At 43.4% G+C, this 18050-nt stretch carries 24 protein-coding genes and 1 pseudogene; 24 read left to right on the top strand and 1 reads right to left on the bottom strand.

Annotated elements, in window-relative coordinates; genetic code table 11:
* Window positions 1-330: 330 nt before the first annotated feature.
* The 22 genes and pseudogenes from ACJJI6_RS07725 (at window position 331) to ACJJI6_RS07620 (ending at window position 12926) form a co-directional block, all read left to right on the top strand.
* The gene (locus tag ACJJI6_RS07725; RefSeq protein ID WP_475713034.1) at window positions 331-642 is read left to right on the top strand and encodes a CPCC family cysteine-rich protein; all 312 of its coding nucleotides are present in this window, start codon (window positions 331-333) and stop codon (window positions 640-642) included.
* Between the two features lie 92 nt (window positions 643-734).
* A complete protein-coding gene (locus ACJJI6_RS07720) occupies window positions 735-1076 on the top strand; it encodes a hypothetical protein (RefSeq protein ID WP_475713033.1) in 342 nt (113 codons plus the stop codon).
* Between the two features lie 142 nt (window positions 1077-1218).
* The gene (locus ACJJI6_RS07715; protein ID WP_475713032.1) at window positions 1219-1830 is read left to right on the top strand and encodes a hypothetical protein; all 612 of its coding nucleotides are present in this window, start codon (window positions 1219-1221) and stop codon (window positions 1828-1830) included.
* A 139-nt stretch (window positions 1831-1969) separates the two neighbouring features.
* Window positions 1970-2278: a transposase gene (locus tag ACJJI6_RS07710; RefSeq protein ID WP_444926030.1), complete on the top strand. Its 309-nt coding sequence runs from the start codon at window positions 1970-1972 to the stop codon at window positions 2276-2278.
* Between the two features lie 8 nt (window positions 2279-2286).
* A complete protein-coding gene (locus ACJJI6_RS07705; protein ID WP_475713031.1) occupies window positions 2287-3132 on the top strand; it encodes an IS3 family transposase in 846 nt (281 codons plus the stop codon).
* 38 nt (window positions 3133-3170) lie between these two features.
* A complete protein-coding gene (locus tag ACJJI6_RS07700) occupies window positions 3171-3578 on the top strand; it encodes a hypothetical protein (RefSeq protein WP_475713030.1) in 408 nt (135 codons plus the stop codon).
* 502 nt (window positions 3579-4080) lie between these two features.
* A complete protein-coding gene (locus ACJJI6_RS07695) occupies window positions 4081-4902 on the top strand; it encodes a hypothetical protein (protein WP_445364609.1) in 822 nt (273 codons plus the stop codon).
* Between the two features lie 101 nt (window positions 4903-5003).
* Window positions 5004-5363 (top strand): hypothetical protein, encoded by a 360-nt coding sequence (locus ACJJI6_RS07690; protein WP_445364608.1) that lies wholly within the window; start codon window positions 5004-5006, stop codon window positions 5361-5363.
* 102 nt (window positions 5364-5465) lie between these two features.
* Window positions 5466-5969 (top strand): hypothetical protein, encoded by a 504-nt coding sequence (locus ACJJI6_RS07685; protein ID WP_445364607.1) that lies wholly within the window; start codon window positions 5466-5468, stop codon window positions 5967-5969.
* Between the two features lie 87 nt (window positions 5970-6056).
* On the top strand, window positions 6057-6542 hold the full coding sequence (locus tag ACJJI6_RS07680) for a hypothetical protein (RefSeq protein WP_475713029.1): 486 nt from the start codon (window positions 6057-6059) through the stop codon (window positions 6540-6542).
* A 67-nt stretch (window positions 6543-6609) separates the two neighbouring features.
* Window positions 6610-6888 carry a hypothetical protein gene (locus tag ACJJI6_RS07675; RefSeq protein WP_445364605.1) on the top strand — a complete coding sequence of 93 codons (279 nt, stop codon included), beginning with the start codon at window positions 6610-6612 and terminating at the stop codon, window positions 6886-6888.
* Between the two features lie 472 nt (window positions 6889-7360).
* Complete coding sequence (locus tag ACJJI6_RS07670; RefSeq protein WP_475713028.1) at window positions 7361-7936, top strand: hypothetical protein; 576 nt, start codon at window positions 7361-7363, stop codon at window positions 7934-7936.
* A 95-nt stretch (window positions 7937-8031) separates the two neighbouring features.
* A complete protein-coding gene (locus ACJJI6_RS07665) occupies window positions 8032-8388 on the top strand; it encodes a hypothetical protein (protein ID WP_475713027.1) in 357 nt (118 codons plus the stop codon).
* A 110-nt stretch (window positions 8389-8498) separates the two neighbouring features.
* Window positions 8499-8948 carry a DUF2846 domain-containing protein gene (locus ACJJI6_RS07660; protein ID WP_475713026.1) on the top strand — a complete coding sequence of 150 codons (450 nt, stop codon included), beginning with the start codon at window positions 8499-8501 and terminating at the stop codon, window positions 8946-8948.
* A 97-nt stretch (window positions 8949-9045) separates the two neighbouring features.
* A complete protein-coding gene (locus ACJJI6_RS07655) occupies window positions 9046-9420 on the top strand; it encodes a hypothetical protein (protein WP_475713025.1) in 375 nt (124 codons plus the stop codon).
* Between the two features lie 48 nt (window positions 9421-9468).
* Window positions 9469-9744 carry a hypothetical protein gene (locus ACJJI6_RS07650; protein ID WP_475713024.1) on the top strand — a complete coding sequence of 92 codons (276 nt, stop codon included), beginning with the start codon at window positions 9469-9471 and terminating at the stop codon, window positions 9742-9744.
* Between the two features lie 92 nt (window positions 9745-9836).
* Window positions 9837-10568: a C39 family peptidase gene (locus tag ACJJI6_RS07645; protein WP_475713023.1), complete on the top strand. Its 732-nt coding sequence runs from the start codon at window positions 9837-9839 to the stop codon at window positions 10566-10568.
* 13 nt (window positions 10569-10581) lie between these two features.
* Window positions 10582-10950, top strand: a pseudogene (locus tag ACJJI6_RS07640) (DDE-type integrase/transposase/recombinase); the annotation flags it as partial.
* Window positions 10942-11085: an IS3 family transposase gene (locus ACJJI6_RS07635; RefSeq protein WP_475713445.1), complete on the top strand. Its 144-nt coding sequence runs from the start codon at window positions 10942-10944 to the stop codon at window positions 11083-11085. The pseudogene ACJJI6_RS07640 and the gene ACJJI6_RS07635, both read left to right, overlap by 9 nt.
* Before the next feature lie 305 nt (window positions 11086-11390).
* On the top strand, window positions 11391-11702 hold the full coding sequence (locus tag ACJJI6_RS07630) for a hypothetical protein (protein ID WP_475713022.1): 312 nt from the start codon (window positions 11391-11393) through the stop codon (window positions 11700-11702).
* 493 nt (window positions 11703-12195) lie between these two features.
* Window positions 12196-12438, top strand: coding sequence for a hypothetical protein (locus ACJJI6_RS07625; protein ID WP_475713021.1), 243 nt, complete (start codon window positions 12196-12198; stop codon window positions 12436-12438).
* A gap of 125 nt (window positions 12439-12563) precedes the next feature.
* Window positions 12564-12926: a hypothetical protein gene (locus ACJJI6_RS07620; protein ID WP_445364604.1), complete on the top strand. Its 363-nt coding sequence runs from the start codon at window positions 12564-12566 to the stop codon at window positions 12924-12926.
* Window positions 12927-13076: 150 nt separating this feature from the next.
* Here the strand turns inward: ACJJI6_RS07620 and ACJJI6_RS07615 are convergent, their stop codons facing one another.
* The gene (locus ACJJI6_RS07615) at window positions 13077-13649 is read right to left on the bottom strand and encodes a transposase (protein ID WP_475713444.1); all 573 of its coding nucleotides are present in this window, start codon (window positions 13647-13649) and stop codon (window positions 13077-13079) included.
* 522 nt (window positions 13650-14171) lie between these two features.
* On the opposite strand from ACJJI6_RS07615, the gene ACJJI6_RS07610 reads away from it, so the two are divergent.
* Both ACJJI6_RS07610 and ACJJI6_RS07605 read left to right on the top strand, forming a co-directional pair.
* Window positions 14172-14867 carry an ABC transporter ATP-binding protein gene (locus tag ACJJI6_RS07610; protein WP_475713020.1) on the top strand — a complete coding sequence of 232 codons (696 nt, stop codon included), beginning with the start codon at window positions 14172-14174 and terminating at the stop codon, window positions 14865-14867.
* A complete protein-coding gene (locus ACJJI6_RS07605; protein WP_475713019.1) occupies window positions 14861-17332 on the top strand; it encodes an ABC transporter permease in 2472 nt (823 codons plus the stop codon). The genes ACJJI6_RS07610 and ACJJI6_RS07605 overlap by 7 nt, the downstream gene beginning before the upstream one ends.
* The last annotated feature ends 718 nt before the right edge of the window (window positions 17333-18050 follow it).

The following is an 18050-nucleotide window of genomic DNA, read 5'->3' as shown; positions in this document are numbered from 1 at the left end:
TTATTATTTGTGGGGCCTTGCTCATTCTAGCAATGGTCATAGCCACAATTTACGCAGTACTATCTGACACAATTACTGGTCGGGATATATGGGCAGCGCCTCTTCTTGGCTTCTTCACAGGGATTTATTACTTTATCTTTGTTTACCCCTGCGTCTTCGCTGGTTTGCTCTTATATAGTTTCATTAAAAAATAGGTAAGGCAGTGAATTCAAGCAATAGCACTTTAACAAATGCAGGCAACAGCGCCCCTTCGGGGCTGGACCTTCATTCCGCAGCTCCGCTGCTACATTACGGCCGTTGCTGCAGGCGTTATGCATCATGGAGAGATCAGTGAAACATACTTGCCCTTGTTGCGGCTACAAGTCTTTGGATGAACCTGCTAGAGGCACATACGATATTTGTGAGGTCTGTGGCTGGGAAGATGATGCATTGCAAAACGAAGATCCGGATTACGAAGGTGGCGCCAACGGTATCTGTCTTCGAGAAGCGCAGCACGAGTTCGCAAAAGAGGCCTCCGATACGGCGGGTTACATCAAAGATTCAGACTGGGAATTATTGGAAGCGCCATCAAAAGAATCAGGCTTAAAGAACAGCAAAACAAACTTTATTGCTAATGGAAAGGGAGAGGTCAAAAATGAATAACAAAACTAGGCAAGTTCACGCTGCGCGCTGGACCTCGTCGCTAAAGCTCCTCGGCCCTTGCTAGTAGGCGTTAACTGTTGTAAGAGACAAAAGTGATATCTGATAAATTCGATAGAAATGAAAATCCAGACTGGGAGCCTGATGCCCTTGTGCAGGTATGCTTTTCCGGTAAAGATATCATCGTAAAGAATGGATACAGACCTCACTACAAGGTTAAAGCAGACTACCTCACGACTACAATTCATTGGTTTATTGATGCAGGGATTGCGGAACCTAATAGGCGCACTCAAGCGTTTGTTAAATTCATCACGCCAGAGGCATACCCAAAATGCCTAGAGACTGGTGCCAATCTAGAGGTTCGAGAAGGTTCAAGAGTAGTTGGCCATGCTGAAATACAGGAAATATATAATGAGCGATTACGCAAAGGCAGCTAACAATCACAGGCACGTTGCTACGGTCCTTCGCGGGACGGCCTACGCTACGCTCCGGCCGCCAGTGCTGTGGTCGTTATGCACAAAAGGAGCTTTGTAGTTGATATCTCTATCCAATCAAATAGACGGTATTTTGCTGGAGCCGATGAAGATTCCAGATGCTTTTGAGAGGCTCTTCAGCTGGATTGAAAAAAACGGCTTCTACGAAGATACGGAAGAAGGGAGAGTTGGCTACCTATATCCGATCAGCAAGCTTAGATCTGAATGGGGTAGCAATGAAAGGCCTGGTGGAACACTGATTGAATTCTATGCAGAGAAAGACTGTGATTTATTCTACTTCATAAATGAAAAAACAAAGGGTCGACTTCGGATCTTCGCCAGAACCGGTGGTGATGGGTCAATGGCTGCGTTTTGGATTGATGATGAAGGGCAACAAAAAATTGTACATATAGGATCTGGCTCTGGGTCCATGCTCGCTTGTGTCTTATGTGATGATCCTTTGGACTTTTTAAGGCTTATCGCCATAGGATACGATGAGATCTGCTGGAATGATGAGTTCGATCTTACACCCAGCGAAAGCTTCAAAAATAGCAACTTTACGGTTCAGCCAAATTTAAAATATCAAGATTGGCTAATTCATGAGTTTCAAACTGCTATTCCAAGTAAAGCCAGTGAAATAGTCAAGGAGCCTGCGGAATTTGGAGATGAAGATTCAAAGGATCCATTTTGTAAGTGGTTAATAGAAAATGATGCATAACAAAGCCAGCCAGAGGGACCAAAAAACCGCCGCTTCGCTCTGGTTTTTCTGCCTCTGCCGGCGGCGTTATGCAAAAGACTTACCCACGTTTAGTAGACACTCTGTATAGTTAGGTTTAGGCCTAACACGGAGGTGTATCATGGGTAAGAAAAGAACTCAGGCGTATACGGAGGAGTTCCGTAGAGAAGCAGTTAAGAGAGCGGAAAAGCCTGGAGTAACAACGGCTTCTGTGGCGCGAGAGCTAGGCGTCAGCGCACAGCAGATCTACAACTGGCGTCGTCAATTTAATCGACTGTCTGATAAGCAGTTCAATAGTTTAGACGGTGTCGACTATTCCAAACAGGAAAGCGCTGAAGTTCGCAAGCTCAAGAAGGAGCTGCATGAAGCTCGTCAGGAGGTTGAGTTTCTAAAAAAGGCAGCTGCGTACTTTGCGAACCACCAAGAGTAAAGTACGCATTGATACAAGAGCATGTAGGGTCATTCCCGGTTAGCTTGATGTGTCGGTGCTTAGATGTCTCAAGATCGGGCTATTATCGATGGCGGGGGCGATTGCCATCTGCTCGCACGATTAGAAAGATACGAACAATCGAGAAAATCCGAGAGACGTTTTCTGAGTTTAAAGGTCGTTATGGAGCGCCTAGAATCGCTTGCGAGCTTCCAGAATTAGGCGAGTCATGCTCGCGGAACTACGTCGCTAAGCTTATGCAACAGGAGCATATTAAAGCGAGAAACGGTAAAGGCTTTCGATATAGTCAGCCAGTAGAGAGGAATATCAATGTCGCCGCCAACCTACTTAAGCGTTGCTTCGATGTGGATCGATCAAATTGCCGCTGGACCAGTGACATTACGTATATCTGGGTTCTGGAGCGGTGGTTGTACCTCGCGGTAGTTATGGATCTGTACTCTCGACGTATTGTAGGTTGGGCATTTGACTCCCAGATGACCGATGAGTTGACACATCGAGCGTTGAAAATGGCCCTAGAGCGACGACAAATAAAGCCTGGACTAATAGTTCACTCTGACAGGGGTGTGCAATATCGATCGCAGAAATACCAGGATCTCTTGTCTGAAAGTAAGTGCAAGCCGAGTATGAGTCGCCAGGCTAACTGTTGGGATAATGCGGCAATGGAATCATTCTTTAGCAGGCTAAAAGTCGAGATGGTCTATGCCAGAGCATTCGAAAGCGAAGAGCAAGCAAAATCTGCGGTGTTTGAATACATTGAGATTTTCTACAATAGGGTTCGTAGGCACTCTGCATTGGGCTATGTAAGTCCAGCAGAGTATGAGCGAAAATGCGCATAGTTAGAGTGTCTACTTTTTGTGGGCAAGACCAACATAAAATGAAATATTTGTACCTAGCTGTAACTGTATTGCTACTTTCTGGCTGCTCTAGCGTCATAGATCGGTCTGTTGATGCTGACTACAAGCATTTGCTAGGTGAGAAAACTCTGACGGCCGATGCACTACTTTGTAAAAATGAGCCAAGAAAAATCAAGGGGGAGTCATCCTTCAGGAATGAAATTGTGTGGCAGAAAATAGGTCCCGAATGTGTCAATGGACAAACACTGTACAGGCTACCTAAAGGCTCCAAGGTAGTTGTACGTTCAATTGAAGAGCGCAAATATAGGAACTTGTTCCACTTTGAGCATTGGTATCTTTTAGGCGAAGTAAATATCGGCGGAAAAGCTTTTAGTTTTTATCACTACTATGGCTTTGGGGACTTCCCGCAACAACCGGAGTGGCAGTAATGCATAACAAGCAGCGGCAATTCGCAGCCTTCGGTTGTCGGACTACGCACTGCGTGCTTCGCCGTTGCGCTGGGCGCTAAGAGTAATCGATGCTTAAGTAACGAGAGTACACAAAAGAAGAGAAGGAAAAGTTCTTTAAGCGTTACTGGCTTGGAGTGTGGTTCTATTTCATAACATTCACTTTGGGCTCTACCATATATTTAAATGTTAGGCAGGAAGGTAATCCGTACTTGCCTCACACCAAACTAGCAGCATTGTGCTTTGTTATTTTAACTATGTATTACCTTACATTTTACGCAAGCAGAGTGGTTAAATGTCTTCACTGCAAGCATCAGTACTTTGGTGGTAATGTATTCAATACTCTAAGGCCACATAAGTGTCTGCACTGTGGTAAGTAAAGCTCTTAACAAGGGGGTAAATATCGTTCGCTATCACTCACTGGGATGCCGCATAAATCACGGCGTCCATTAATCCAGCGATGAGTGCGAATATAGAATTCAGTATGGATAAGAAAGCGAAGAAAATATTATTTTCCACCTATTGGAAGAATGGTTGGATTGACTCAAAGGATAGAGTTTTATCTGATGAGGACTTTGAGTACGCGAAATCAAAAGGCTTGATGTTTGATCCGCTTTCTATTTCTCACGATGAGTGCATAGATGCCATTACTAACTTGGTTGGTGAAATATCTCGAGAGAAAATTGCTAAAGGTTTTGTAAGTAGCCTGAGTTCGCACCGTTTGGACTGGAGGTCTTCTTTATCCTCATATTCAATCGCCAAAAACATACCAAAGCATAAATATATGCCAGTAATCTCCGGCACTTCGTATACTGATGGTAAACCCACTTCACGCTCCTTTGCTTGTGGAGTCTGTAAGGACAGTCAATACGGGGTAGTGGGTCGAAAGAACTATGAAGGCGCGGATTTAAATGTATTAAATTTTGAGCGGATCAAATGGGGTGGTGTCCGTCAAGGTGATATTCTGTATACATACTTTGACTTAAGCCAATTTAAAATTACGGAAATCCCTGAACCTACTTCTGATGATATCCAATGCTTTAAGGAAATATTAGAAACCATCGAAAGTTCAGATTCCACAGATTATCCGAGCTCTCTTGAGAAAAGGTTGGCTCCGGTCTTGAAATCTAGTAAATCTGAACGCCAGGTATTAATAGAAATTCTAGCCAGTATTGGTGTGTTAAAGCCTGGTAGTTACGATCGCCCCATAAAAGGTAGAAATGATTGGGTATTTGTTGAGTATTGGCGAGGTGAGGATAAATATTGCCATGAGGCTGTAAGTGAATATTTTGACAAGTACTTGTAGGAAAATGCGAAGACAATCACCTAACAAGCGTATGTTGTCGGACTGGTTTTCTGCTGTGCTTCAAACCAGCCGTAAATGAAGGCATTATCAGTCTAAAGAAAATGAGCATTATTCACGTAATAGTAATTTCTTTATTGGCTTCGTCTTGCTCAGTCTCTGAAAACTCTGAAGCCGAATTCGGCTGGATTTTAGTCGCTGATCCAAAAGAAGATGCAATCCTTTCTGCCAGCAATGGGGATTTACGACTAATTGGTCTTTCAGGCATGATTCTCAGCGAAGTGTCATTAATGGATAAAAGCTGTGAGTACGGAAGTAATGTCAGATATTTGAAAATAGATGATGTAATAGATAGCTATGCTGAGAGAAAGTATCAGGCTATAGCACCAGTATATGCGGAGATGTATAACCATCACCTTATTAAATATCTAAGACAAGAAGGTATTGAGGTGTGCAACTCATAACAAGTTGCTCAAATACAATACGGTCGCAAAAAAGCGCGGCCTTCGTGGGGCTGCCTACACTGCGTTTCGGCTGTCCCTTAGCAAAGCGTTAAAGGTACGTCAATGATTAGAGCAGTTCTCATAATAGCCTCCCTTAGCATAATATCGGGTTGTGTTGGTTTGGCTGTTGGCACTTATGGGAAAAAAGAATGGGCTAGAACAGAGTTCAGTCTAGGGAATGAGAGAAATCAATTCTCATTCGAAAAGAGAGGTTCACCTTACTCTGAGATTGAAATTATCGAACGTTGGGGAAATCCTGATTCTGTAAATAAATTTGAGTATTGCAAAGTACTTATTTATAAAGACGGAACGTCGTGGGCTGGTGCTGGAGCATTTGTTGGCGTAGTACCAGTTCCGCTCGCCGTACCAACTGGAACGTATAAGAATCGCTTCTATCTTCGTAACAATGCAGCTATTGGCTTAATTCAAGAGTACGGAGAAATAGATCGTGCTGTTGGATATACGTGTGGTAGCAATGAGTGCGTGGCTAGCTCTGGTGAAAAGGTTAATGAGCCTGAGGTTGATCCCAAGGTGGCGGTAACACAATGGTGTGGTAAGTCCCTTTAACAAACGCAGGCAGTTTGCTACGGTCCCTGGCGGGGCCTTAGCAGGACGCCCAATGCTGCGGGCGTTACGTTAATAAATGGAGTAACAATGAATAAATTTGTATTGGTTTATTTACCTTTTGTTTTAGCCGGTTGTGCTACAACCTATCAAGGACCTCAATCTGGTGAGATCGCAAAGATTAATTTTAAACTAGAAGAGGGTCTTAAAGATGGTCCTACTGTTTCAATGTTTGAGGGGCTAGAGTGTAATCCAAGCGAGTACGGAGAATATATCGGTGATCTTTGGGATGGAAACTGGACCGAACCATCAACACTTGAATTCACTGTGAATGTGCCTGCAAACAAACTCCTGTCTTTTGAGTTCTTTGATCGTACTGTATTTACTGGTGAAATGGTTATGGAGGGGCAGTTCTGTCGACATACATTTGCCTTTATCCCTGAGCCTGGTGCTCACTACACATTTACTTATGGGAATTGTGAATACAAGGGTGTGGTTACAGAAACCAGAGAAGAAATCACAACACAAAAGCCTTCTGGGAAATGTCACAGTGGTAGGTATTTCGGTGCCTACTAAATCACGTAACAATACAAGGTGTGGGATACTTTGTTCCCGTACTCATGGCGTTAGCTAGAGGTGTATCATGGAATTATCCCCTGAAGATATTAAGAAGCATCGTGCGCTAGTAAAAATGCAGCGAGGATATGAAATATCTATATTCATAGCATTGGCAATACTGTGTACTTATTTTTTAGGTATATTGGACTCAAATATGGCATTAGTTCTGATAGGTATTGAGCTTCTTAGTTTATCCATTGCCTATGCGGTTAATCCGGTAAGTAAACCGTATGGAAACCTACTAAGCACCGTAATCAATGGAGACATAAACAACATCATCAACCAACATAAGTCAAAATCGTAAATGGATATAACAAGGCCAAGCACAACGCCCACTGCGTGGGCTGGAATCAGCACTACGTACTTCGCCTTTATTGGCGGCGTTATGTGCCTAGGATCTTTCAATGCAGATTAAATCCGTACATCCAGTAGTAAAAGCTCTCCTGATGTACTTTTTAAGTTTTACGGCAATTGCCTTGTTCTTTGCCCTATTTGGTGATTGAATCAAGGAAAAAACCAACTACACGCTTATCTTGAAAGGGCACATTATAGGCCCCCTCGTTTGGCCGGTAGCTTACTTGGGTCTGGTGTATGGTAAATCGAGAAGTTCAGACAATAGTTAGTGATTACAACTCTATATCTCAGCAAGGTCACAAGCTGATGGAGAGGCCGCCACATAACAATCGCAGGTACAGCGGCGGCTTTTCCATTTCGGCTTCGCCTTCATTTCAAAGCCGCGCATGCTGCGGGCATTAGCTTAATGTGGTATCTATAGTATGAATCAAGAATCCGCCGTAGATTTTAGAGTTGCGAAGTCTGATTTTGAGCTTTTGGATTTGATCAGGCTGCGATATCAGATGTTTGCCAATGATATTAGGTCTTTATGTGAAATATTAACTGGCTACAGTTTAGCGAAAGAGAATTACGAACAGAACATTCGCGAGTTCTCTCAATACTTAACTGATTTAAAAAATGTTAATCCGTATGCCGAATCTTGGGATATGGTCATTTCTAAAGAAGCAGAAATGACTGAGTATGAGATTCCGGTTTTCTATAAATATTTGGATGAATATAGGAAGATTAACCACGAAGTTCTTGGCGATGTAGAACTTAGTTGGGAGCAAAGAAAATTTGATTTTCGTCGACAAGTTGAAAAGGTAAATATCGACTTTCCAACTTTACCTCTAAGTGCGCCCCATAGGCTGGAAGCGGTTAAAATCCCTGGTGTTAAGATGCACGCGTTTTATTATGATGAAAATGGTAACAAGTACTATGAGCAATGCTTTAAAGACTTTGTCTATCTAAAACGGTGGGCAAAAGAGTGTTTTAATATTAATGAGCAGCAATGGTAAAAGCTAACAAGCGCAAGCACGCAGATCAAATTTCCGCTACACTTCAATTTTCCCAGTGTTGCGGGCGTTATGCATTAACATAGTAAGAGAGATATATGAGAGTTTGTCTATTTTTGATGGCCCTTTTCTTTTCATTTTTCAGTAACGCCGATCCATTGGAAAGGTATGATCCGCAATCTGTAGCGAAGGCTGTTACGCTTGCAAGTAGGCTTAGCAATAGTGAGTGGAATTATACCTGGAGAGGGCGTAACTATAAGTTTGTCCTTGAAGAGGATGGATCGATTTCTAAGCTAAAAAGCTGGAAAGACGTTCGTTGGGTAGTAGTTGGTGCTAATGAAATCGTCTTGGAAGGGCATACCGATAGAATGCACTTGTTCTTCGATAAAAATATTAAAAATTTCACAACATTCGACTGGGATGGAACTAAGGCAACAGGAACCGTGGCTCATTAAATATAATGCATAACCGACACATCGAAAATCGCTTCACTGCGTTCCGCTTGACTTCCTTACGCTGTGCTTCAGTCGGCCTTTTATGTGGGCGTTATGACTAAGGAGATATCTTGAGATCATTTATCGTAGCTTTCTTTGTGGTTCTTTTATCTGGATGCACTGCGACAGGACCTGTATTTGAGAAAGTTGCTGAGCCAAATGGCAGCAAAGCTATTGCTTACTTTTTTCGGCAAGCAGCTTTCTATGGTTCAGGAACTTGTCCAGACCTAGTTATAAACGACAAAGAAGTTGGCTGTCTTAAGAATGGAGGTTTTTTTGAGGTGGAGCTTGATCCAGGTGAGCACACAGTCCTATTTGATAAGGGCACATGGGAGCCAAATAAAGATCTACGAGCAAAAATCACTGTACAGGCAGGAGAGGTATATTTCTTCGAGTACGGTCAGGTAATGACAGGAATGTTTGCAACACCTATATTGGTCAGCATTTCAGGCCGAGAGGATTTTTATCAAAAAACAAAAGAGTATTCGGTGCCTATACTACTGGGCCTGAAAAAGTCATAACAAATCAATCAAAGGCGCCCCTGCGGGGCTGTACTTCTACTCCGCGCTTTCAGTGCTACGTTCTGGCCCTTTATTGAGGCGTTATGTGTAAATAGATATGGAAGATCATGTATATAGTCCGACAACTTTTTGGCAGATATTTGGTGGCATTAACGACTTTACCGCTTGGTTTATGCCCTTCTTTTTATTTGCTGCATCATTAGTGTGGTTCTATAGAGAGCGCTCCATTTTATCTGGGCTTTCACTTTTCGCAGGAATATTAGTTGCCGCCTCAAGGGTTGTGCACATATTAATACTTGGCGTACATTCAATTGCCCTTGGGTACTCCGAACCAACTATTGAGCAAAGCCCAATCATCTGGTTTTTATACGTACAAGCCTTAAATATTGGCAGTTTTATTTTCGTTGTATGCGTTGGTTATCATTTCGCATTCAGCCAAACAAATAACAAACAAAGGCAGCAACACCCTTAGAGCACGACGCGCTAACGCGCGCCACTGTTTTGTGTGTTAATGTAAGTTATGCCAAAGCTAATTAGAACAACTACAGGCCAAGTACTTTCAGGTAGGGAATTCTGGGAGCTTGACAACGGATTCGATGTTATTGCTTCAGAATCGGATAAATCCTGCGTGCTGTTTGTCAGTGGTAAGGAGAACGGCAAGAATGTAGAGCTTGTATCAAAGTATCTTGAGGCAAGAGGTATTAAGCACCTGTTAAGTGCCACTATTGATTCTCAGTGCATTGAAGTCCCTAAAGACCAGAAGCTAGAGACAATGAAAGCTATAGAGCAATGGTAGTGGTAAAACATTTAACAAGTGACTATGGTTGTTCGTCAAGTTATTAAGCCATACTTTCATCCCAGTAGGCGTTATATTTTAAGGCAGTTAACATGAAATATATAATTACCCTCATCTTGGTTATATCAACTCAAGCAATAGCAAATTCAGCTTATATCAATGAAATCCCTGACTTCACTCAAACGGATATCACTCAAAAACAGTATGGCTATGGTAAACAGCTATGTGGCCCAGTAGCAGCATCAAACTCTCTTTTCTGGCTTAACGACCAGAGACTGGATCAAATAACATTGATTAAGAGACTTGTATCAAAAAATTACATGAATACCAGTTTAAATAATGGAACTGGTACAAGTGGCATGCTACGAGGTATTGATAAAATTTCTGCTGAATTATTTGGGAGAGTTAAATTACTTGAATATCAAGGCTGGAGAAAGCATCCAGCCCAATATTCAAATGGCGTTAAAGTACCATCAGTTCAATGGCTTAAAGAAGGTGTTAACAGTAATTCGACTGTGCTGATCAATGTTGGGTGGTACAAACTAGATGGTATTGATACATATAAAAGAGTGGGTGGTCATTGGGTCACTCTTGTGGGTTATACCTCAGGCTCTTTAATTATCCACGACCCTGCACCTCGAGCTGGTTTATCGTTCGCTAATGAGTATGTTAAGGTTTCAACTATCCAAAGTGGCACTCTAACTGGTAACAAAAAAGGCCTACCAAGATCAGCTGTAGGCTATATTCAACTTGGCCAAGGTATGCATATTAAAAGTAGCGCAGACCTTGCATTAATTGATGGTGCAATAAAGTTAAAAATCTAAACATAACAAGCGCGTGAATTTCGTTCCAGCCCTACGGGCTTTCACCGGACTGGGCACGCTCCGCGCGCCCAGCCGACTTAAGCGTTGCTTTGATGTGGATCGACCAAATTGCCGCTGGACCAGTGACATTACGTATGTCTGGGTTCTGGAGAGGTGGCTATACCTCGCGGTAGTTATGGATCTGTACTCTCGACGTATTGTAGTTTAGGCATTTGACTCGCAGATGACCGATGAATTGACACGTCGAGCATTGAAAATGGCTTTAGAGCGACGACCAATAAAGCCTGGACTAATAGTTCACTCTGACAGGGGTGTGCAATATCGATCGCAGAAATACCAGGATCTCTTGTCTGAAAGCAAGTGCAAGCCGAGTATGAGTCGCCAGGCTAACTGTTGGGATAATGCGGCAATGGAATCATTCTTTAGCAGGCTAAAAGTCGAGCTGGTCTATGCCGGAACATTCGAAAGCGAAGAGCAAGCAAAATCTGAGGTGTTTGAATACATTGAGATTTTCTAAAATAGAGTTCGCAGGCACTCTGCATTGGGCTATGTAAGTCCAGCAGAGTATGAGCGAAACTACGCATAGTTAGAGTGTCTACTTTTTTTGTGGGTAAGACCAAGGTTGGTATTGGAGGGCTGTGCCATACGGCTACGTCAGCGGCTTATAACAATCGTAGGCAGTATACTCCGGTCCTTGGGGCCTCTGTGAGACGCCCGACGCTGTGTACATATTGTGCTAGTCGCTGCGCTCCCTTTGTAGCACAATATGTACACAGCATAGGTCGCCCTTGCTAAGGGTGTTATATCCTTTAGGAAGTCTCGATGTTTGAAGTATCAATGAATACGGATAGTTCTATTATCCGACCACTACTTACTAGAGTTGTCTCAATATTTGATGACGATTTTGGAGATAGTCACGTTCAGCAACTAATAGATATTTACGATGCCGTCCCTCACAATAGAAAGGATATGGTATCTCTTGTCATAAGCTTTAAAGGAGAGCAACAAGAGCTCATTTTTCTAGTAGAAAATGATAGTGGTTCACGTGACTTGCATTTTTTTTCAGAGAGAGAGGCTTTGGTCACTAGAATACAATCTACTTACCAAGGGTTCTGTAGTGAAATCGGTATTTAGTGATATCAAGTGCCGACACAATCGTGCAGTTCGTGTGCTGGACTCGTAACAAGTTACTCGTCTGTGCGGCAGACATTTTGTGCTGATCCTATAGGAATCTCATGGAAGATATTTTAAGTCTAATGTTCATGATTCTTTTCATTGAAGTAATCTTTTGGGGTTTAGCATACTTCACCGGATCACTATTAATACCGATAGTGTCTCTTGGTCGGTGGCGTCCAGAAGTACTTGTCCGAGATGGCGATACAGGAAAGAGGCAGGTAATCCAATCAGGCTTTACACTTATTGAGAGGTCGGGTAAAACATATCTTGGAGCATTTGGAGTTAGTATCATTGGTATGTGCTTTTGGATTGTAGTGGTAATTTCATTATGTGTAATTTAGTACTGGCATATAACAATACACTGTTGTCACTGCTGAAATGCGCGGCTGGGACGTCTTCGCTGGCACTCCTCCGCCCCAAAGTTTTGAGTTATGATCCTTGAGAAAATAGTGTGCTGCAAGAATACAAAGGAAGGAGTTACGAAATTTTGTTCGGTAGTGACGTTCAGCGTGACTGTGTGTATCTGGAACTGTCGGATCGTACAAAAGAACCATTTGAAGTTTTAGCTGAAGTCATTCACTACGATGAAATAGGCAAAGTTGTATTTAGCTGCTACAAGGAAGAAATCCCGTTTTCCTTAATACAGTGGCTCTTAGATGAGGTGGCCAAAGAAGGTTGGCCGTTAACTGTGTAATAAAAACCATAACTAGGCCAGGCAGAATCGCCCCTTCGGGACTGGATCTCCGCACTGCGTGCTCCGCCTGTGCTGGTGGCATTATAAGGTGAACATCAAGTGTCGACATCTACATCAAGGAATATATGAAATATCAATGTTGTGTGTGTAGCTCTAGATTTGAAGGCAGCCAAATCAAGGATGACTTCAAAAATGGAGTAAAAGAGGGCTTTTTATGCCCAGAGTGTGGTGCCAATATCAAAGATAATTTGAGTGGCCAGACGGCATTTGACCAAAAAGCCAAAGGCACATATTCATTTTACGCGTTCTTCTTAATAATTTTCTTCCTAGACAGTAAAATCGAACAATATATAAGCACTCCATTAGGTGCAAACAATTGGTTGGTTCTTGTTATTCTTTTTGGGGTGGCACTCTCTGTTTATGGGTTCATAAACCGTGGACTACTCAAAGAATCTAACGTATTAACCACACAGAGGGTGGGGTCATAACAAGTGACTATGGTTGCTCATCAAGTTATTAAGCCATACTTTCATCCCTGTAGGTGTTATTTTTCACTATCGTATTCTGGATCGAAATCTGCTTTCTCATGCAAGCAATTAGAGCAACCTTTTAGATTTTCCAGCGTTGACTAATCGCTTTTACATCGGCTTTATTTTGGGATGATGCTGTATGGCCGACATGTTGGAAACAAACAGAACCGTGCTTACACGATGCCTTCCGCCCCGAATATATCTCTTTCTCTGGAAGCGGCCACTGTCACGGTTCATTGGGGCGATACCGACAAGTGCAGCGATTTCTTTACGGTTCAATTTTCCTAGCTCGGGAAGTTCACTCTTCAACGTATAAGCCAATACATTTCCGCCCCCTTTAGCACTCAACAATAGGTCGCGCCTTTGCCGCCACTGAGACACACTGTTAATCAGTTTATCCAGTGGCTTGTCGATACCTTGTAGCTCTTTCTTGATGGTGTTTAGAATGGTCTGTATAGGTTTGTGTACTGATTTCGGCATTCTCTGAAGCCGTTTCTTTTGCATTGTACTCATTTCTAAATACTGACTTCTTACCGTCAATAAGTCACTGATCTCCCTGGGTTTTTCTGGCTTTAGCGTCGATAGTCTTGGCTTCATGGCCTCACCAAAATGTGCAATATCCATTGCATCTAGCTTGTCAGTTTTGGCGAGGCGCCCTGCGAATTTAGCAAAGCTTCTTATCTGTGAAGGGTTGCAAACAACAACAGATTACCCTGCTTTGTCGTTGGCGCAAACAAACTCTAATTCGAGTCTTCCTGTAGACTCTATTAATACTCTTTGGGGTTTAAGAGGTTGTAGTTGTTTAATGGCCTCCTTGATGCCATTTTTATCATTGGCAACACTAATGAATTGCCCAGTAGACCTCACATAATTATCGAGCTGTTTAAGGATCTTAGGGCTAACTTATCTTGGTACCTTGATAGGTGCTATAACTGGAAGAGAAGGCACAGTTCAGTTGGATTCAAAAGCCCAGATGAACATGACAAAATGGCCGCATAAGTTGAATATAAGGTAGCGTCTAATTTATGGGGGAGGCTTCCTACGGACTACATGCTCTTGTCGTTACGCTGGGGGTTATCGAGCAACATAAAGCTTCCTTACTTGTGCTTTGACAACTTAGCAACTTGTTTTCACTGATTTCACATTCATTTCACCTTTACTTCTTTAAAGTTCTGCTCAACCAGTTATTTCAGGAAGCTATCCATGTCGAGCAGCATTAACTTAAAGCAAATTGATCATCATTTTACCGCCGGGAAACAGCGGATTAGCCTGTTTAGGAATTTGAATGTTGAGCTGTTCAGCGGCCATTCTTACGCAGTTGTTGGACCCTCTGGAGTAGGTAAATCAAGTTTATTGCTGTTAATGGCAGGTCTTGAACGTCCGGTTTCTGGCGAGGTGCAATTTCAGAATAATGGAGAGCAGCAACTATTAAAGAACCTGCGTCAAAGTTCAGGTTTTATTTTTCAGCAGTTTCACTTGTTGCCCGAACTTGATGCTTTAAACAACGTCGCCCTGCCTTTAAAACTAAAAGGTGACAAACATGCATTATCCATAGCTGAATTATGGCTCGACAAGGTGGGGTTATCTGATCGAATGTACCATAAACCACAGCAACTCAGTGGCGGTGAGCAACAACGGGTGGCCATTGCCCGTGCTTTTGTCATGAAGCCAGAATTTATTTTTGCCGATGAACCTACGGGCAACCTAGATGAGAAAACTGCGCAACATATCGCGCAATTGATGTTTGATTGTTGTCGGCAAAGCGGGGTGGGGCTGGTGCTGGTCACGCACTCGATGGAATTAGCAGAGCAGGCCGATACTTTACTGCAATTGAGCCAAGGCAAATTAGCGGTCAAGCCGCGCAACAAAGCTGCGGCTATGGCGGGCCCACTATGTTGATTTTATTTGTGTGGCAATTGTTCCGCCAGCAATATCACCAAGCGGATGTACGCTTAATTCGCTGGACTCAAGCAACTTTGATGTTTTTCATTTTAACGCTCAGCTTAACCAGCAGTTCCATTCAAACTTATTTAGCCAATAATTTACAACAAATGCTCGGTAGCGATTTGGTGATTTCTCAGAATCAAGCGCTAACCGATGCACAACTAAGCAAGTTGCACCAGTATGCGCAGCAGTTGAGCGTTAGCCAGCTGGTGAATGTAACTTTGACTAATGATCACTATTGGCAAACGGTTCAATTAAAAGCAGTGGATGATCTTTATCCAGTACAAGGCACAGTGCAAGTGGCATTTGAGACGGATGGACAGGGGCTATCCCTGAGCCATGGGCCTAAATCTGGTGAAATCTGGGTCGATAGCCGATTGTTTTCTTCGCTGCAGCTCACCCTTGGTCAATCCTTAGACATCGGACTTGGACAATTGAAGCTCACAGGTTTGGTACGACATGAACCCGACCGTCTGCTCGAAGGCCATTCCGTGGCGATGCGTGCATTGGTACACCTGGATGATCTTTCAATGATACAAGCTGACAATGCCCGCTTTCGCTATTTGCTTACGGGGGATGAAAGCGAGCTGAACACCCTCAAGCAGTGGGCCACTACTGAGCTAGTGACCGCACAGCTTTACGACAAACACAGTGGCCATCCGCTGTCTTTATTTTGGCAACGTGTTGAGAATTTTGTGGGTTTGGCATCGGTACTGTTGTTTTTGATGGCAGCCATTGCTATCGACCAAGCTGGTCGACGTCAGTTGATATCCCAACAGCGCTTTGCGGCGGTATGTCTGGCCATGGGAAGCAATAAACTCCAGGTGTTCGCTTTATCATTTGGTCAATGGCTACTAACAGTCATAGCAGGTCTACTTCCGGCAACCATCTTGGCATGGGGGGCGGGATACCTAATTTTGGAGCAAATGCAGATACAGTTTACGGACCTAACAGTCACCTGGATATGGGCGGATTTATTCAGCAGTTACGCGCTGTTGTTGGCTCTATTGGCGATTTTCCAAATCCCCAATTGGCTAGTGATGGTCAAAGTAACCCCGGCGCAATTGATTCGCCAAATGGCGAGTCTGAATCACTTATTGCCTCGCTATGGATTTGCGTTATTCGGTGTGGCTGTGGTGGCCTTCGTTTACTCCGACAACGGTCTGCTCACGGCCATGACTCTATCCGCTATGGCGGCCACCTTGATATTGATGATGGTATTGACTTGGTTGGTATTGAGGTTGGGCTATACGGTGACGAGCCGTGCAACGGGCATGATGGCTTTTGGTTTTTATATGATGAAACAGCGCTTGCTCAGCAAATCCATTCAAATTCTGGGTGTTGGAATGTGTGCCACTTTGTTGCTATTCACCTTAAGTTTGATGAAAGACATTGGCCAAACCATGGAAAGCTATACCCGCGAGCACGATGGTAACCTGATGATCACCCAAGCCAATGAACAACAGGTGCAAGACATTCGCCAATGGAGTGCGCAAACTGGCAGTGACATTCGCCAATTAAAGCCATTTTGGTACGGGCAATTAAGCCATGTCAATGGCCAGACCTTGGTGGAATTCGCCACCGGCCCCAGCGAAAGTTTGGCTAGCTTACAAAAGCCTATACGCTTGCATTTCAGTATTAAGCAAGCAAACAACAACCAAACCGTGATTGGCCGACGCTGGAAAGAAGGGGATGCTGACTGGCAACAAGTATCGGTGGAGCAAGAAGTTATGACCGATATGGGGTTGAAGCTCGGCGACCAATTGCGGTTTGAAGTTGCGGGGCAATCTTTGAACTTTGAAATTAAAGCCAGTCATAAATATGTACCAGGCAAAGGTTCCATTACCTTTTGGTTTAATGTGCCACAAAGCACCATGCACCAGCTTCAAATGCCGCCTCTTTATATGGGGAGTCTAGAGCTTGCGGGCACTGCTTGGGGACAATTGGCAGAGCTTTGGCAGCGTCATCCATCATTGCGGTTAATCTCGGTGCGCGAATTGACGCAACGCTTTGATGATACTTTATCGATGGTCATTATGCTGGTATCTGGATTTAGTTTGATGATTATTTTGCTGGCAGTGCTGGTGATCAGTGCATCGGTTAAAGGCTATGAAGCTGATGAGCGTAAAAAGAACGCTTTACTGATCAGCTTTGGTCAATCACGCCTTACGTGCTGTAGGCTAAGCCTGTTTGAGTGGTTGTTGACTTCTTTAATTGCTAGCGTGGGGGCCATTTTAGGTACTTACCTTACGGCCCAGTTGATCTATCAGTCTCAATTTGGCATCAATTACAAGCCTGATTGGTTATGGATCATCGCTACTTTACTCGTCAGTGCATTGGTGGTGTGCATCGCTGGTATGATAGCCAATCGCAGCAGTTTAAAGTTTTCCGTTGGGACCTTGTTAAGGAATATAGGGTGAATAAAATTTTAATTTTGTTGTTGGAAGTTCCAAAGAATTGGGCAAATAACGTCATCGAATAGTTTGAGCCCAAAGACCTGTTGGAAAATTTCGCTAACCGTCTGAGAAGGAGACATGATCCTCAGTCATCCGGGTGGGCAGTATGGTCTAATAAATAATAGTGGCGGAGATATAGAGTGGCTTATTATCCAGGTCAGCAGCAAGTAGCAATTCATAACAAGTGATTACGATTGCTCGTCAAACCTTTAAGCCATACCCTAATCCCAGTCGGTGTTATTTTTACCAAGGTATTTAGGATTGTAAGCTGCTTTCTCATGCAAGTAATTTGGGCGATCTTTTTAGGCTTGTCAGCGTCGACTAGTCGCTTATACATCGGCATAAAATTGAGATGAAATTGTAAGCAGACATAGTGGAAAGAAGTAGCAACGAGCGTACACGATGTCTTCCACTCCGATTTTATCGTTTGCGCTGGAAGCTGCCGCTATCACATTTCATCAGGGCGATATCTACAAGTTCAGCAATTTCTTTTCGATTCAATTTTCCTGGCTTTATAACAGGTAATCTAGGCTTCATATCCTCATCAAAATGTGCGGTGTCAATAGCGTCTAGTTTGTCAGTCTTGGCGAGTCGTCCGACGGACTAGGTTGCGAAGGGGTGCAAGAGACAATAGGCAATCTCGCAATGTCAGAGACACATTCGAATTATATCCCAAGTCTCC

This window comes from Microbulbifer maximicatervae (SeqCode) (genome assembly GCF_056232625.1).
The sequence above is the reverse complement of the archived record's forward strand: the minus strand, read 5'-3'. Positions and strand labels throughout refer to the sequence as shown.